Annotated in this window: 12 protein-coding genes and 1 tRNA gene; 5 read left to right on the top strand and 8 right to left on the bottom strand. The window is 71.4% G+C overall.

The annotated features are described in order from the left end of the window. Position 1: 1 nt before the first annotated feature. Positions 2-934, bottom strand: a complete 933-nt coding sequence (locus BJ981_RS23455; RefSeq protein ID WP_239138994.1) for an urea transporter — start codon at positions 932-934, stop codon at positions 2-4. A 434-nt stretch (positions 935-1,368) separates the two neighbouring features. Further along, positions 1,369-1,445, bottom strand: a tRNA-Ile gene (locus tag BJ981_RS23450). Between the two features lie 530 nt (positions 1,446-1,975). Between BJ981_RS23450 and BJ981_RS23445 the strand changes: the two genes are divergently transcribed. After that, positions 1,976-3,616: an SMI1/KNR4 family protein gene (locus BJ981_RS23445; RefSeq protein WP_184613773.1), complete on the top strand. Its 1,641-nt coding sequence runs from the start codon at positions 1,976-1,978 to the stop codon at positions 3,614-3,616. Positions 3,617-3,866: 250 nt separating this feature from the next. Next, positions 3,867-4,391 (top strand): flavoprotein, encoded by a 525-nt coding sequence (locus BJ981_RS23440; RefSeq protein ID WP_184613771.1) that lies wholly within the window; start codon positions 3,867-3,869, stop codon positions 4,389-4,391. 66 nt (positions 4,392-4,457) lie between these two features. Here BJ981_RS23440 and BJ981_RS23435 read toward each other — a convergent pair whose 3' ends face one another. Next, positions 4,458-4,937 (bottom strand): Lrp/AsnC family transcriptional regulator, encoded by a 480-nt coding sequence (locus BJ981_RS23435; RefSeq protein ID WP_184613769.1) that lies wholly within the window; start codon positions 4,935-4,937, stop codon positions 4,458-4,460. Between the two features lie 92 nt (positions 4,938-5,029). Between BJ981_RS23435 and BJ981_RS23430 the strand changes: the two genes are divergently transcribed. Then, positions 5,030-5,860 (top strand): TIGR03619 family F420-dependent LLM class oxidoreductase, encoded by an 831-nt coding sequence (locus BJ981_RS23430; protein WP_184613767.1) that lies wholly within the window; start codon positions 5,030-5,032, stop codon positions 5,858-5,860. A 64-nt stretch (positions 5,861-5,924) separates the two neighbouring features. Continuing rightward, positions 5,925-6,356: a nucleoside deaminase gene (locus BJ981_RS23425; RefSeq protein WP_239138995.1), complete on the top strand. Its 432-nt coding sequence runs from the start codon at positions 5,925-5,927 to the stop codon at positions 6,354-6,356. 211 nt (positions 6,357-6,567) lie between these two features. Here the strand turns inward: BJ981_RS23425 and BJ981_RS23420 are convergent, their stop codons facing one another. Further along, the gene (locus BJ981_RS23420) at positions 6,568-8,757 is read right to left on the bottom strand and encodes an MMPL family transporter (protein WP_184613765.1); all 2,190 of its coding nucleotides are present in this window, start codon (positions 8,755-8,757) and stop codon (positions 6,568-6,570) included. Positions 8,758-8,923: 166 nt separating this feature from the next. After that, entirely contained in the window at positions 8,924-9,955 is a 1,032-nt protein-coding gene (locus tag BJ981_RS23415) for an aldo/keto reductase (RefSeq protein ID WP_184613764.1), read from the bottom strand. A 103-nt stretch (positions 9,956-10,058) separates the two neighbouring features. Here BJ981_RS23415 and BJ981_RS23410 point away from each other — a divergent pair, with 103 nt between their 5' ends. Further along, positions 10,059-10,772, top strand: a complete 714-nt coding sequence (locus BJ981_RS23410) for a MerR family transcriptional regulator (protein WP_184613762.1) — start codon at positions 10,059-10,061, stop codon at positions 10,770-10,772. 46 nt (positions 10,773-10,818) lie between these two features. On the opposite strand, the gene BJ981_RS23405 is transcribed toward BJ981_RS23410, so the two are convergent. The 3 genes from BJ981_RS23405 to BJ981_RS23395 all read right to left on the bottom strand — a co-directional run bounded on the left by BJ981_RS23405 (position 10,819) and on the right by BJ981_RS23395 (position 15,656). Beyond that, entirely contained in the window at positions 10,819-13,647 is a 2,829-nt protein-coding gene (locus BJ981_RS23405; protein WP_260324674.1) for an AfsR/SARP family transcriptional regulator, read from the bottom strand. Positions 13,648-14,182: 535 nt separating this feature from the next. Then, entirely contained in the window at positions 14,183-14,605 is a 423-nt protein-coding gene (locus tag BJ981_RS23400) for a PH domain-containing protein (protein WP_184613758.1), read from the bottom strand. Between the two features lie 10 nt (positions 14,606-14,615). Further along, positions 14,616-15,656, bottom strand: coding sequence for a YihY/virulence factor BrkB family protein (locus BJ981_RS23395; protein ID WP_184613756.1), 1,041 nt, complete (start codon positions 15,654-15,656; stop codon positions 14,616-14,618). Positions 15,657-15,814 lie beyond the last annotated feature (158 nt).

The raw sequence follows: 15,814 nt of genomic DNA, 5'->3' as shown, positions 1-15,814 counted from the left end.
CTTAGGTGGTAGCGCGCCGGACGCCGGAGAAGATCGGCACCGCCGCCAGGAAGGTCCAGGTGACCAGCACGAACGGCCAGGTGAGGGTGTGTCCGCCGACCGGCCGGAACAGGTCGGTGACGAACGCCGTCAGCACGGTCGCCGACACCACGCCCACCAGGGCGTACAGCACGCCGAGCGGGGTCGGCGCGACGAACGTGCCGCACAGGGCGATCCCGGTCAGCACCGCGTTGTAGCCGTACAGGCCCGCCCCGATGTCCGCCGCGGCCGCTCCGAGGAGCAGCGCGACGACGATGCCGACGGCGCTGGAGACCAGTGCGGCCAGCGCCACGAGGGGACCGGCGAACAGCAAGCCGAGCAGGAAGATCATTCCTACGTAGAACCTGTCCTGGAAGAACACCTGGCCGATGCCGTTGAACAATCCCTGCCACAGGTCGGTGAACGTCACCGTCGCGCCGGGGTGGCCTGCGGACGGCGGCGACGCCAGGCCGCGCCCGCCCCAGACCCGCGCGAACGTCGGGGCGCCGACCACCATGACCGTGGTGATCACGCAGAACGGCGCGGTCAACGTCGACAGGTCATGCGGGGTGAGCAGCGCGTTGAGCGCCGCCGTGAGCACGCTGCCCATGATCGCGCCGAGGATCACCAGCAGCACGGTGACCCACCGCACGTCGAAGTACAGCACCAGCGCGACGCCGATCAGGGTCCCGTTGAATCCCTCGAGCCCCAGGGTCACGCGTTCCCGGGGAGCCCCGAAGAACCAGGCGGTGACGGTGGCCACGGCGGTGCCGAGCAAACCGAAAGCCCCGAACCGCCAGCCACCGGCGAACAATGCGATGACAAAGCAGATCGCCGTCCGATAATCGCTCTGCAAATCGACCTGACTGACACCACGGAGGACGGCCGGCGGCAGATCGGAGATGGTGGCACGCACGTCCGTCCGCTCCTCTGGATCAGGATGAGCCATCGCTGGGAGCGTGCCCGGGGAGATATCCACTCAAGCACGACCAACATTTAATTGGACATTCTTTGCGCGCGACGCCCCGCTCGATATTGAACACTAAAGGCAGATATTCACGGGTAAAGCCCCCGGTCGGTGCGGCTCGGCCAAAAGGTGCCCGCCGACACGTCTCTCCGGGCTATGCGCGTCGGACACGCTTCGGCGGCCGGAACGTCACCACATGCTGTTTCAAGAGCGTCACCCCGATCGCCCCGCGCCCCTCCTGGGGGTCGGCCGAACGGGGAGAACGGTGCGCGGATCTCAGAAGCGCACCCGCCGAGGGCCGCGCCCGGCCGCGTCTCACTTCAGGTGTCCACGGGATGACTCACGGCGAAGCATCTGGTGTAGCGGCGCTTCTCTTGGTGGCGTGGTAGGGCGGGTGGGACTTGAACCCACGACCGACGGATTATGAGTCCGCTGCTCTGACCGGCTGAGCTACCGCCCCGCAAGGGTGGAGTCTCTCACAAGTTGGCGTGTGTGTGAGCACGACAAGATATTCACTTTAGCCGGTACCTGGACAAGCTTGGGGAAGATGGGCATCGGCGGTGACTCCGGGCCCAGGGAAGTCGTCGGGGTTCGGTCGCGTCGCCGGGGAAGGCGGCGATGAGCGCGCGGGGCGATCTGCGGGCCATGCCGTTGCGGCCTCGTCGGGTGGGAACCGCAGGTCGCCGATATGTCGCGGGTCGCGGTCGCGTGAATGCGCGGGGTACGCGCGGCGGCGATTCGCCGTGCCGGTGCGGCGGCGGTTCTCGCCGTGATCACGCCGCGTGGCCGCCTGGAGGCATTTCCGTTGCGCGGGTTTCATTGGGTGGCCGGCTACGGCGGGTCGCGATAGCCGGATAAAGCCGAATTCCTCGGTCTTTCGAGTTGCTTGACGGGTTTTGCGAAGGGCCAGGAAATGTCGGTGGGGGTCGATAGGGTGCCGGGGTGCTGGGAGATGGGGTGCGGCGGGGGGTCGCGGCGGTAGCCGTCATTGTGCTGCTTCTGGGGTGGGCGGCGGCGGGGGCGGCCGTGGGCGGTGAGATCGTGATGTGCTCCATCGGATCCGTCGGGACGTCCGTCTCCGTGAGTTGCGGCGACCCCGAGGCCGAGGCCGAGATACGGGCGCAGGCGTTCACCGCGGAGGAGGCCAGGGCCGTGGGCTGCGAGCCCATCGTCTGGGACGACGACCGCCCGGACCGCGCGCCCGGAGCGGACTCCGACGTCGAGGACGATCAGGCGGCGGATGCGGGGTCCGGCGACGGGGTGGGCGTGGTGATCGATCCCCAGGGCTTCCCGGAGGACGAGCCGTCGTATCTTCCGCGGGCGCCGGACGCGGCCGTGGCGGCGCGGGTCGGGCGGGCGTGGGACCGCATCGAGAGATGGCTGGGCGCGCACGCCTCGGCCACGCTGCGCAAACTGCAGTTCCCCGTCGAACCGGAACGGGTGGCCCGCTGGGAGGACGACCACGATCGCAAGCTGCCCGACGATCTCTACGCCTCCTACCTGCGGCATGACGGCTCCGACGGCAACCTCGGGGACGGCTTCCGGTTACCGCCGTCGTACGGGCTCCTCGGCCTGGCCGAGATCGACTACATCAACTGGGGGCAGTGCCAGGATCTGGTGCTCGACGGGGTGCGGGAGAACGCCGATCCCGAGCACGGGACATGGCACGGCAGCCTGATGCCGGTCGGCAGCGACGGCCATGGGGCCGAGCTCTTCGTCGAGCCGCGCAGCGGGCGGGTCGGGGAGTCGTCGTCCGGCGAGAGCCTCCGTTACGACGGTCCCATGGGATGGCCGTCGTATGTCGCCATGCTGGAGGGGCTCGCCGAGTCGCTGGAGACCGGTACGGCGCTGCGCGACTGGTACCCCACCGTCACCTCGGGGTGCGAGCTGCGGTGGGCCGAGGAGCCGGCCGAGTCCCTGCCCGGCGGGTGCGCGGGCGGCGCCCGGCCGTCGCCGTCTCCCACGCCCACCGTGGCGCCGACGCCCGATAAGCTCACGCCCGAGCAGGCCCGCGCCAGCGGGTGCCGGCCCGGACGCCGCGCTCCCGTGGTCCGCGTGCCCGATCCGTCCGTCGCCGCGCAGGTCGCCACGATCTGGCGGCGTATCGAGCGGTGGCTGGCCCGGAAGGCCCCCGTCACCTACAAGACGCTCACTCCCCCGGCGCGGCCCCTCGACATCGCGAAGGCGGAGGCCGCCATGGGCCTGCGGTTCCCCGACGATCTGCGCGCCTCGCTCCTGCGTCACGACGGCTCGGGAGACTGGGGGTTCGGGCCCGCGCCCTTCTATGACCTGATGTCGGCCAAGGACATTCGGGCGGACTGGAAAATGCTCTGCGGTTTCGTTCTCGGCGGGCCGGAGGAGATGGTGGACACCTGGTGGGACGGTCATCTCATTCCGTTCGCCGACGCGCACGACGGAGGCAACCTCTTCATCGACACCCGTACCGGCAAGACGGGCGAGTATTTCGACGAGACCGGGCTGACGTTCGAAGGTGACGACGTGTGGCCGTCATATCTGGCACTGCTGAAGGCCACCGCCCGCTCCCTGGAGACCGGCCGCCCAATACGCGGCTGGCGCCCCACGGTGAAGAAGGGCGCACTCGACTGGAAAAGCGTGACCAAGCCCCGCTAGCGACCCGTCACTCGTCCACGACTCCCCGTCCGGCCTGTCCGGGCCCGTACAGCCTGCACACGTGACAGTCCACCCGCGCGCGCAGGACAAAAGTCAGGGAGAACGCGGGTACGGAGAGTTGGGCCAGGAGTGAGCGGGTGCGGGTGGGTGAACGAGGTCCCTGCCGGCAGGTGAGCCGGTGCCGACAGGTGAGCCGGTGCGGAGGTGAGGGAGCGGCTGCGGTAGCGGGTGGGCGGGTGAGAATGGGCGGGTGAGTGGGGTGCTTTATGTTGTCGTGTGTGCGGCCGGGGCGGCGTCGGGTGTCGGGGAGTTGGTGGCGCGGGCTCAGGGGGACGGGTGGACGGTTCAGGTCGTGGCCACGCCGTCGGCGTTGGACTTCATCGACGTGCCCGCGCTGGAGCGGCAGACCGGCCGTCCGGTGAAGAGTCGTTACCGCAAGCCGCATGAGCCGAAGCCGCCGCGGGCCGACGCGATCATCGTCGCGCCCGCCACGTACAACACGGTGAACAAGTTCGCCCAGGGAATCGCCGACACGTACGCGCTGGGCCTGCTCGCCGAGGCTCCCGGGCTCGGCATTCCCGTGGTGGTCATGGCGCTCGTGAACTCGGCCCTGGCCCGCCGGACCCCGTTCCGCAGAAGCGTCGAGGACCTGCGCGCGGAAGGCGTCCAGGTGGTGCTCGGCCCCGAGGAGTCCCCCGACGCCGCCGGTCCCACCGAGCCCTACCCCTGGCATCTCGCCCTCTCCGCCCTCCGCACGACCGGCCCGCGCACCTAGGTGAGAGGGATCGCGTCCCGCGTCACCGCTGAGGAAGGCGGCCACTGCCGCACGGCGTCGCGGCCGTCAGGAGGCGATGGGGCGTTGGGGATCTTCGCAGGTGGGAGGGTGGGGGCCTCGGTAGGGGAGGGTTTGGGTGTAGACGATGTTGGTGGTGGTGCTGCCGAACTGGGCCAGTTCGTCGACGAGGTATTCGAGGTGGGGCATGGAGGTGGCGGCGACCTTGAGGGTGTAGCAGTCGTCGCCGGTGGTGCGCAGGCACTCCAGGATCTCGTGGCGTTCCTCCAGCAGGCGGCGCAGGGGCTCGTGCCTGCTGCCGGGGTACTTCAGGCGTACGACGGCCAGGATGGGGAACCCCGCCTTGGCCAGGTCGACGGCGGCGCGGTAGCCGGTGATGACGCCCGCGGCCTCCAGCCGCCTGACCCGCTCGGTGGTCGCGGAGGCGCCGAGGTTGACCCGGCGGGCCAGCTCGGTGAGAGGGACGCGGCCGTCTCGCTGGAGCTCGACGAGGATGGCCCAGTCGGTCGCGTCGAGATTCTCGGCCATTGGCCGAATATACCGGGTTTTTCCCGGCGAATAGGGGGTCCGGCCGGGATGTGCCACTTCCCGGTGATCCGGCCTCTCGATAGCCTTGACCAGTGCGAACAGGCGTCAACGTCCCGAATTTCGGGCCAGGTACCAGCCCGGAGGTGCTCCGGCGCTGGGCGCAGACCGTCGAGGGCTTGGGTCTCGACCTGCTGATGATGTCCGACCATGTCGTGGTGACGCCGGATGTGGCCGCGCAGTACCCGGAGCCGTTCTACGAGCCGTTCACCACCCTCTCCTATCTGGCCGGGGTCACGAGCCGGCTGCTGCTCGGGACCACGGTGCTCGTCGCGCCGTACCGGCATCCGCTGCTGGTCGCCCGGATGGCCGCCAACCTGAACGACCTCAGCGGCGGGCGGTTCGTGCTCGGCGTGGGAGCGGGGTGGGCGCGGGAGGAGTTCGAGGCGCTCGGGGTGCCGTTCGAGCGGCGCGGGGCGCTGACGGACGAGCTGCTGCGCACGGTGCGGGAGGCGTGGCGGGACGAGGGCTACCGTGCCGGACGGATCCCGCTCCTGGTCGGCGGGAACAGCGACGCGGCCCTGCGCCGGGCCTCGCGCCTGGGCGACGCCTGGCATCCGCTGCGGTTCACGCTCCCCTGGCTGCGCGAGAAGCTGGCACGCGTGGACGCGATCCTCGGCGGGGATCCGGCGCCCGCGCTCGTGCCCCGGATCGTCCTGCGTATCACCGGCTCGCCCGTGACGGACCCGGAGCGGCTCGCGGGCGAGGGAACGCTCGAGCAGGTGCTCGCCGATCTGGAGGACCTACGCGCCCTCGGCGCCGAGACCGTCGTCCTGGACCCGTACGTCGGCGATCCCGCGGAGACGAACGACCCGGAGGTCGCCTGGCAGGCCCTGGCCACCGTGGCCGCCCACCTGAACCGATGAACGGCGAGCGTTCGGACACCTGCCGACGCGGCGGGCTTCTGCCCCTCGGGCGAGGAATGGAGTGATGATGACGCGGGATGAGGAACGGCTGTTGCGCAGGGCCGTCGAGTTGGCCGGGGAGGCGCGGAGGGCGGGGAATCCGCCGTTCGGGTCGCTGCTGGCGGGGCCGGATGGGGAGGTGCTGGCCGAGGAGCGGAACACCTCGCTCTCGGACGGCGACATCACCGCCCACCCCGAGCTGAAGCTGGCGAGGTGGGCGGCGCGCGAGCTGGATCCCGGTACGGCCGCGGCCACGACCATGTACACGAGCTGCCAGCCGTGCGGGATGTGCACCGGCGCGATCGAGCGGTCAGGACTCGGTCGCGTGGTGTTCGCGCTGTCCACCGAGCAGCTCAACTCGCTGAAGCCACCCGGGGCTCCCGGCTTCCCGCGGGTCCCGCAGGAGGGGCCGGGCCTGTTCGACGAGGCGCGCGCCCCCGTCGACGGCTATTACTGACGGCGGCGAAGGACCACCGCCGTCACGGCGTCGGCGATCACCCTGAACGGCGGAGCGGGTGGGAAGGGTCGGGCCCCCGACAGGTCCGGCCCTCCCCCGCTCTTCCGGGGGGCCCGCGATCGGCGGGGCCTGCGCAGGTTCGGACTAACTGCGCTAATCCGGAATTTCTTCATTCATTCGGACTTCCAGTGGATATCCCGGCTTAGCGGTTTCATGCCGGCGCCGACGTGCTTGTGGGGTGCCGGGCGGGCGGGGGTGGGGTGGAGATGGATTCTTCTGGGAGGCCGTGGTGGAGCCACCAGCGGGCCAGGGGGGCGGGGGCCCACCAGGCGTGGCGGCCGAGGAGGCGCATGGTGGCCGGGACCAGCAGGCCGCGGACGACGGTGGCGTCGACGAGCAGGGCGATGACCGAGCCGACCCCGATCATCTTGATCACCGTGACGCTGGTGGTGACGAAGGCCGCCAGCACGACGCCGAGCAGGAGCGCGGCGGCGGTGATGACGCCCGCCGTGTGCCGGACGCCGAGCGCCACCGACTCGACGGGATCACCGGTGCGCAGGTACTCCTCGCGGATCCTCGCCAGCATGAACACCTCGTAGTCCATGGCCAGCCCGAACGAGACCGCCCCGATGAGGACGGGCATGTTGGCGTCGAGGAACCCGGGCGCGGTGAAGCCGAGAAGGCCGGACAGGAATCCGTTCTGGAAGATCAGCACCATCGCGCCGAAGGCGGCCGACAGGGACAGCAGGTTCATGACGATCGACTTGAGCGGCAGCGTGACCGACCCGAAGGCCAGGAACATCACCACGAACGTGACCACGACCACGATGAGCAGCATCCAGGGCAGCCCGCGGCCGATCATGTCGAGCATGTCGGCGATGGACGCGGGCCGGTTGGTGAACAGCGCGGTGGCGCCGGCGGGCGGGGGTTCGGCGCGTAGGCGGGCGACGACCTCCCGGATCTCCGCGCCGTAGGAGCTCTTGGAGTAGCCGAGCGTGATGCGGGCCAGATCGCCCGAGGCGCCGGTCACCGCGGCACGGTCCACTCCGCCGATCCGGCCGAGCCGCCGGGTGAAGTCGGCCAGCGCCGCCTGCGCGCCGGGCGTGGTGGCCGGGCCGGGCATGCGGACCACGGTCGTGATGACCTTGGTCGGGTCGTAGGGGAACTCCTCGGCGAGCTGCCGGGTGACGGCGGCGCCGTCGACGTCGCCCCGCATCGCCCACTCCCCCGGCCGCGACCAGACGACGCCGAGCAGCGGCAGCCCGAGCGTGACGAGCGCGAGGCCGACGGCCAGGACGACGGTGAACGGCCTGCGCATGACGCCGTGCGCGACGCGGTACCAGCGCCGGCCCTGCGGGCGGTCGCGCCGGAGCCAGGGCAGCGGCAGGCGCAGCGCGTCGACCCGGCGGCCGATGAGGCGCAGCAGCGCGGGGAGCACGGTGAGCGCGGCGAGCACGGCGAACAGGACGACGCTCACGCCGGAGTAGGCGAGCGAGGTGAGGAAGCGGGAGGGGAAGACGAGCAGGCCGCCGAGCGTGACGGCGACGGTCAGGCCGGAGACCGCCACGGTGCGTCCCGCGGAGCCCATGGCGCGGGACACCGCGTCGTCGACCGTGCGCCCGGCGGCGAGCTCCTCGCGGAACCGGGTGAGGATGAGCAGCGCGTAGTCGGTGGCGAGGCCGAGGCCGAGGATGACGACGACGTTGATGGCCGCCGTGGACAGGTCGACGATCCCGCCGACCACGCGCAGCACGCTGAGGGAGCCGACGGCGACGACGACCGCGACGGCCAGGGGCAGCGCCGCCGCGACGAGGCCGCGGAACACGAGCAGGAGCAGGAGGATCAGGAAGGGGAAGGAGATCAGCTCGGCCCGGGACAGGTCGCGGGAGTTGATGGTGTTGAACTGCTCGCCGATGGCGGTGAGCCCGCCGCGGCGCTCGGTCAGGCCGGGGGCGTCGAACAGGCCGGCGATGTCCCGGTACACCACGACCTGCTCCTCCTCGGTGGCTCCGGGGAGCTGGAGGGCGAGGTAGGTCTTGTGCTTGTCGCGGGACACGAAGTCGGCCGAGCCGGTGGACCAGTAGGTCTCCAGCCGCACGTAGGCGTCCTTGGGGATGCGGGCGGCGACCTGTTCGACGGCCTGGCGGAAGCGCGGGTCGTCCACGGTCATGGCCGGGCTCTCGTAGATGACGACGACGTCGGGGACGTGCCGGCCGAGGCTGCCGGCGAGGATGCGGTTGGCCTCGGCGGACTCGCTGCCGGGCGCGTCCAGGCCGGCGCCTCCCCCGAGGATGCCGCCGGCGCCGGAGCCCCACACGCCGCCGAGGACGACGAACAGGACGGCTGTCGCGAGGACCCATAAACGATGTCTGGCGGAGAACCGCCCTAGTTTCGCGAACATTTCCTCTCCTGGAACGCGGGCACGCGGCGCCGATCGGGCGGTGCGCCCCGCAATCGGGTCAATATGAATAGTAGGACTGGTCACTATCTATGTATCGGACGAAAAGGCGCCGGCGACGGAGTGGGTTGCCACGGGCCCGCACCGCCGCCGGCGCCGGTCTAGAGCGTCACCCCCTGCGGCGGAGGGACGGGTCGGCCAGGGACGGCGGGCGCCACCCGCCGTCGGCCGGGTTGAGCGTCACGCCGGGCGGGACGATCGCGTCGACGCGGTCGAGCACGTCGCCGGTGAGGCCCGCGTCGGTGGCGGTGAGCTGGTCCTCCAGGTGTCGCATGGTCCGGGGCCCGATGATGGCCGAGCTGACGGCCGGATGGTGGAGCACGAACCGCAGGGCCAGCTCGATCAGCGTCATCCCGGACTCCTCGGCCAGATGAGCGAGGCGCTCGGTGGCGGCGAGCTTGCGGCGGTTGGCCTCCAGCGTCAGGTCGTACCGCTCCGGGAGCAGCTCGGCCCGCCTGCTCCCGGGGAGTTCGATCCCCTCGCGGTAGCGGCCGGTCAGCCAGCCGCCGGCCAGCGGGCTCCAGGTCAGCACCCCGATGCCGTACCGCTCGCAGACCGGCAGCACGTCCGCCTCCACGCCGCGCGCCAGGAGCGAGTACGGCGGCTGCTCGCCGGCGAACCGTTCCCGGCCGCGCCGCTCGGCGACCCACTGGGCCTCCACCAGGTGGTGGGCGGGGAACGTCGAGGTCCCGATGTGGCGCACCTTGCCGGCCCGCACCAGGTCGGTGAGGGCGCCGAGCGTCTCGTCCAGGTCCACGGCGGGGTCGGGCCGGTGGATCTGGTACAGGTCGATCCAGTCGGTGCGCAGGCGGCGCAGGCTGGCGTCCACCTCGCGGATGATCCACCGGCGGCCGTTGCCCGCGCTGTTCGGGTCGTCGCCCATGGCGCCGTGCACCTTGGTGGCGAGGACGACGCGGTCGCGCAGGCCGTTCTCGGCGAGGAAGCGGCCGACGATCTCCTCCGATTCACCGCCCGAGTAGACGTCGGCGGTGTCGATGAAGTTGATCCCGGCGTCGAGGGCCCGGCGCATGATCGCGGATGAGCTCTCGTGATCGTTGCCGCCCCACCGGCCGAACATCATGGCGCCGAGGCAGAGAGGACTGACCTTGAGACCGGTCCGCCCGAAGGGCCGATACTCCAAGACGATCATCTCCCGCGCCGCCGCAATATGGATATGAGAACTGTCTACTATCTTTTCGATAGACTGCGCAAGGGCTCTCACGGATCGGGCCCGAGGGAGGACCATGCGCATCGCCGAGCTGAGCCGCCGCGCGGACGTGCCCGTGCCCACGATCAAGTACTACCTGCGCGAGGGCCTCCTGTTCCCCGGCGAGCGCACCAGCCACAACCAGGCCCAGTACACCGAGGCCCACGTCCGCCGCCTCCGGCTGGTCAGGGCCCTCATCGAGGTCGGCGGGCTCAGCGTCGCCGCCACCCGCGAGGTCCTGGCCAAGATGTACGGGCCCGGCATGAGCGTGCTCGACTCGGCGGGCAAGGCGCAGTTCGCCATGGTCACCCCGCGCCCGGTGATCGAGGACGAGGCGTGGGAGGCCGCCACCCGGCACACCGACGAGCTGATCGAGCGGCTCGGCTGGCGGGTCCGCGCCACCAACCCCGCCCGCCAGACCCTCGCCTCCGCCCTCGCCACGCTGTTCAGGCTGGGCCAGACCGACCAGCTCAAGCTGCTGGACGGCTACGCGCGGGCGGCACGCCAGGCGGCCGAGGCCGACCTGGCACAGCTCCGGCAGGAACGCGATCCCGACACGTTGCTGGAGACCGCGGTCATCTGGACGGCGCTCGGCGACGTCGTCTTCAGCGCGCTGCGCAGGTTCGCCCAGGAGAACGCCTCCTACGGAGCCGCGGCCGAGGAGCCCGCCCCGTCCTCCGCCCGGGACACGTCCGAGAAGCCCGCCGCGCCGTCCGATCCGGGTGTGGTCGAGAACCGTACCTCGCCCTGACCGAAACCGTGGCCGCCGGGTGTCACAGCCACGGCGATCGCCGGGTTCACCGTGCGGCGGCGACCTCGGCGCGTGCGCCGGCGAGGTAGTCCACCAGCGGGGAGTCCAGGGCGTCTTCCAGCCGCCCGGCCGTTGTCAGGGCCGATTCGGCGGCCTGCCTGTCTCCCGTCATCGAGTGCGCTCGGGCCAGGGTGATGAGCAGCGACGCCTCCTGCTTGCGGTCGGCGATCAGCCGCGCGTATCCGAGCCCCTGACGTGCCAGGTCCCGCGCTCGTTCCCCCTGGCCCATCGCTATCCGGACCTGCGACAGGTAGTTGAGCGCCGCCGCGAGCTGGTAGTGGTCGTCGCGGGCGCGCGCCTGGTCCACGGCCGTGCACAGGTGCGTTGCCGCGTCATCGTGCCCGCCGAGGTTCAGGTAGGACATGCCGAGCATGATGTGGGCGTGGGTCCGGGCGGCGTCCCAGCCGCCCTCGTCCGCGAAGCGCAGCTGTCGTCGCGCGACGGCCAGCGCTTCGGCCGGTCGGCGCATGCGGACGTAGAGGAGGCCCAGGTTGCCCAGGGCCCGCGTCTGCCCGCGCAGATCCCCGTGACGGCGGCACAGTTCCTGCTCCTGGAGATAGTTCCGGCAGGCTTCGTCGTACCGGCCGAGACGGTAGAGCATCCCGCCGAGCTGGTCGAGGGCGTAGATCTCGGCCTGGGGGTCGCCGAGACGCCGGGCCGCCTGCAGCGCCAGTTCGTACATGGTCAGCGACTCCTCGACGTGATCCTCCCGATCGAGGATCCATCTCAGGGCTCCCGCCAGAGCCATTCCGGCGTGCCCTGGCCGGTCCGGTTCGCTCAGCGCCTGGACCGCCAGGCGGACCGCGCCCGGGAGTTCGGTCCTGAACCACGTCCTGGCGTCCGCGGCGTCCGCGAGCGGCGCCGCCGGAGCCGTGGGCTCGGAGACCGGGAACTGCTCCCGGTGCGGATCGATGAGCCGGAAGGCCAGCCGGGCGGTGGCCAGGTAGTGGTCCAGGATCGCGCCGAACCGGTCGGGCCAGTGGCCGCTCGCCAGGTCGCCGGCCGACTTCTCCCTGGCGAACAGCCTGACCAGGTCGTGCATGCTCCACCGGTCCCGGGCGGTGTCGTTGAGCAGGTTGGCGTCGACCAGCCGTTGCAGGGTGCGGGCGGCCTCGGCGGGGGTCTGACCGAACAGCGCGGCGGCGGCGTCCACGCCGATGTCCGGGATGGGCAGCAACGCGAGCAGCAGCAGGGCTCGGGCCGCCTCGCGGTCCATGGCGTGGCCGTCCCGGGTCATGGTCACGTAGCTGACCTCCAGGCTGCGGCGTACCTCCAGGTCGCCGACAGCCAGCTCGCTCAGGCGCCGGCGCCCGTCCTCCATGCGCCGCACCAGCTCGCCCACGCCGAGGTGCCGCTGCCCGGTCAGCCGCGCGACCGCCACGGCCAGGGCCAGGGGCAGGAACCCGCACAGTTCGGCCAGCCGCGTGACATCGGCCGTCTCGCTCGGGGCGGCGCCGGCCCGGCTCAGCATCTGGCAGGCGTCCTGGGGTCGCATCGGGCCCACGGGAACGCAGACGGCGTCGGGAAGATGGGCCAGGTTCATCCGGCTGGTGACCATCACGGCGCTGCGCGCGCCACCGGGCAGCAGTGGCCGCACCTGCGCCGCGTCGCGGGCGTTGTCGAGGATCAGCAGCAGCCTGGCCGTGGCGGTTCTCGTGCGGTAGAGGCCCGCGGCCTCTCCGGCGTCGAGGGGCACGTGCTCGCCGGGAACGCCGAGCGCGCGCAGGATCCGGCCGAGGGCCGTGGACGGTGACAGCGGCGACAGTCCCGGAGTGGCCCCGCACAGGTCGATGTAGAGCTGCCCATCGGGGTAGGCGTCGGCGACCTGGTGGGCGACATGGACGGCCAGCGCGGACTTGCCCGACCCGGCGGGGCCGGTGACGATGAGCACGGGAGCCGCCTCCGCGGCGGCCATGGTCAGGTGCCCGCGAAGCGTGGCGACCTCGTCCCGCCTGCCCGTGAACGCGGTCAGGTCACGGGGGAGCTGGCGTGGCACCTGTTCCCGTACGGGCGCGGTCCCGTCTCCGGCCGGCGGCTCGCCCGTCCGGGGGCCGTCGTCGCCGTGCTCCGGCTCTCCGCTCAGGACCTCCTGGTGCAGGCGCCGCAACCCGGGGCCGGGTTCGATACCCAGTTCGCCGGACAGAGCGGCCCTGGCCTCCCGGTACGCCGCCAGCGCCTCGTCCCGCCGGCCCGCCGCCCGCAACGCACGCATCAGCAGTTCCCACAGCCCCTCGCGGTAGGGGTGCTCCGATGCCGTCATCCGCAGTTCGTCGAGCGTCTCCGGGGGCACACCGGTCGGCAGCAGTGCCTCGACGTACTTCTCGAAGGCGGCCAACCGGTCGTCGATCAGCCTTTTCCGCCAGGACTCCAGCATGGGGCCGAGGGCGATGTCGGCCAGTGGGACACCGCGCCACAGTCGCAGGGCCTCGTCCAGGCGACCCGCCACTCCGGCGGGGGGTGTGGCGGTGAGGCGGTGCGCCGCCGTGGTCAGGGCCAGGAAACGGTGCGCGTCGACCGCCGCGGGATCGACGCGCAGCAGGTAGCCGGGCGGGTGGGAGGTCAGGGCCCATTCGGCGGCCCTGGCCCCGGCGCCGTCGATCTGACCGCGCAACCGCGACACCAGCGAGTAGAGGGTGTCGCGGGCGGTGCGGGGCGGCCGTGCCCCCCAGAGTTCGTCGGCGAGGACGTCCGCGGACAGGACCTGGTTCGGCCTCATCAGGAAGAGCGCGAGCAGCGTCCTCTGCTTCGCCGCTTTCACCTCGACCGGCCGGCCATGAACGAATATCTCGAGAGGTCCGAGAATCCGGAAGTCCATATTCAGCAATTCTTCCGCCGACCCAGGAACGGATTTCGACTGGCAGCGCGAGAACGGCGCCTGAACGCCGCTTGAAACCTTCGGCATCCTATGTGCGACGGTCCGCTTTGTACAGCAGGTATCGACGCACGCCGCTCCCGGCCACGGATGGACGGCGACCCCGTGCACGATGAGGTGCCCGTCGAAAGGAGAACAGTCCATGATCGGCGGCGACACCGCCGCGGGGACCGATCCGTCCGGGAACCGGCGATGGTGCACGCATACGGAATGAGAGGCCATATACGACGACGGCGGCCCGCCATTCCACAAGAGCCACAAGAATCGTGAGTCCGAGTCGTGCATCACCTCATGGCCGGCCCGCCGTCCATCGGCTCCACGGCTCCGTGCACATGGAAAGGACGGACGGTATGAGACTCCGGTCCGCCGTCACCGCGACCACGGCCCTTGCCGGCGAGGCCGGTGGCCCCTGCGGGGGCGGTCACCAACAGCGCTTCGCCTCGGCGAGGAGCGTCTCCCACGGGATCCAGGGAGCGGGTCAGGCGGGCCGGAGGCGGTAGAGCTCGTCGGCGGCGGCCATGCAGGAGGTGCCGAGTTCGAAGGACGAGAAGAGGTGCAGGCTCTCGGTGGTCTCGATCTCCAGCAGCTCCCAGCTCAGCCCGTACCGCGCGGTGCGCGCCACGCGGATGCCGGTGACCTCCGGCCACGGCAGCCGCCGGCGCCGGGCGAGCCCGGTCACCACCGTCAGCCCCTGGTCGTCGGCGGCGAGCCGCACCGGCGCCACCACGTCGTGCAGGGCGAACCCGCCGAGCAACAGCGCGCCGCCCGCGCAGAGGATCAGGCCGCGCAGGTCCCCCACGACGACGCCGAGCACGCAGAACGCCGCCGCGGCCGTCCACTTCAGGAGGGTGAAATCACGCCGGACCCTCCACTGCCGGGCCTGCCGGGATATGCCGGTCATACCCCGTACGCTACCGCCCGGACTCCGGCGCGGACGGCTTCTCCCCCATGCCGGATTCCAGCCCGTTCCTGATCGCCTCCTTGTCCTCGTCCGGGATCTTGCGGGTGTCGCGCGGCTCGATGTACGGCTCCTCGCCGGCGGGGTGCCCGGCGGCGATGGCGCGCCCCCTGGCCAGCTCCGCGTCGAACTCCACGCCGAGCAGCACGGCGATGTTGGTGATCCACAGCCACACCAGGAAGACGATGACCCCGGCCAGGGCGGCGTAGGTCTTGCTGTAGGAGGCGAAGTTCGCGACGTAGAAGCCGAACGCGGCCGAGGCGGCGATCCACAGCACGACGGCGAGCGTGCTGCCGGGCGTGATCCAGCGCAGCCCCGGCTGGCTGACGTTCGGCGCCGCCCAGTAGAGCAGGGCCAGGACGGCCATGACGACGAGCACCAGCACCGGCCACTTGGCGATCCCCCACACCGTGACCGCGGTGTCCCCGAGGCCGAGCAGCCGCCCCGCCTGCTCGGCGAGCCCGCCGGTGAAGACCACCGCCACCGCGCCCACCGCCATCAGGACGACCAGGACGGCGGTGATGGCCAGGCGCAGCGGCAGGGTCTTCCAGATCGGGCGCCCTTCCGGCATCTCGTACATGACGTTGGCCGCGCGCATGAACGCCCCGACGTACCCCGAGGCGGACCACAGCGCGACCGCGATGCCGATGATCGTGGTGATGCCCGCGGCGCGCGGGCTGTCCTGCATGGCGCGCAGCACGCCGTCGATGATCTCCCGGGCCGGGCCGGGGGCGAGCGCCGCGAGGTTGTCGACCAGCGGCCGGGTCGCGGACTCGCCGAACAGGCCGAGCAGGGAGACCGCGGCGAGCAGCGCCGGGAACATCGACAGGACCGCGTAGTAGGTGAGCGCGGCCGCCCAGTCGGTGACCTTGTCCTCCTGGAACTCCTTCACGGTGCGCTTCAGCACCGACCGCCAGGAGCGTCCCGACAGGTCGAAGGGCCCTCGCGGCGCGCGGGCCGACACCTTCGCCCGCGCCACGTCGTGTGTAGCCATGCAATGCACCACTTTCAGGAAGAAACGCCGTTCCCGGCCGCTTCCCGGCCCTCTCCCTGCCAAACGCCGCCCGTCACGACGACGCCGCCGCCCTGGACAGGGCGGCGGCGTCCGGCGTGCCCGCCGACGGCACGGCGGACGTGCCCGCGTCCGAGAAG

The organism is Sphaerisporangium krabiense, from assembly GCF_014200435.1.
In the GTDB taxonomy this organism is placed as follows: Bacteria; Actinomycetota; Actinomycetes; order Streptosporangiales; family Streptosporangiaceae; genus Sphaerisporangium; species Sphaerisporangium krabiense.
The sequence above is the reverse complement of the archived record's forward strand: the minus strand, read 5'-3'. Positions and strand labels throughout refer to the sequence as shown.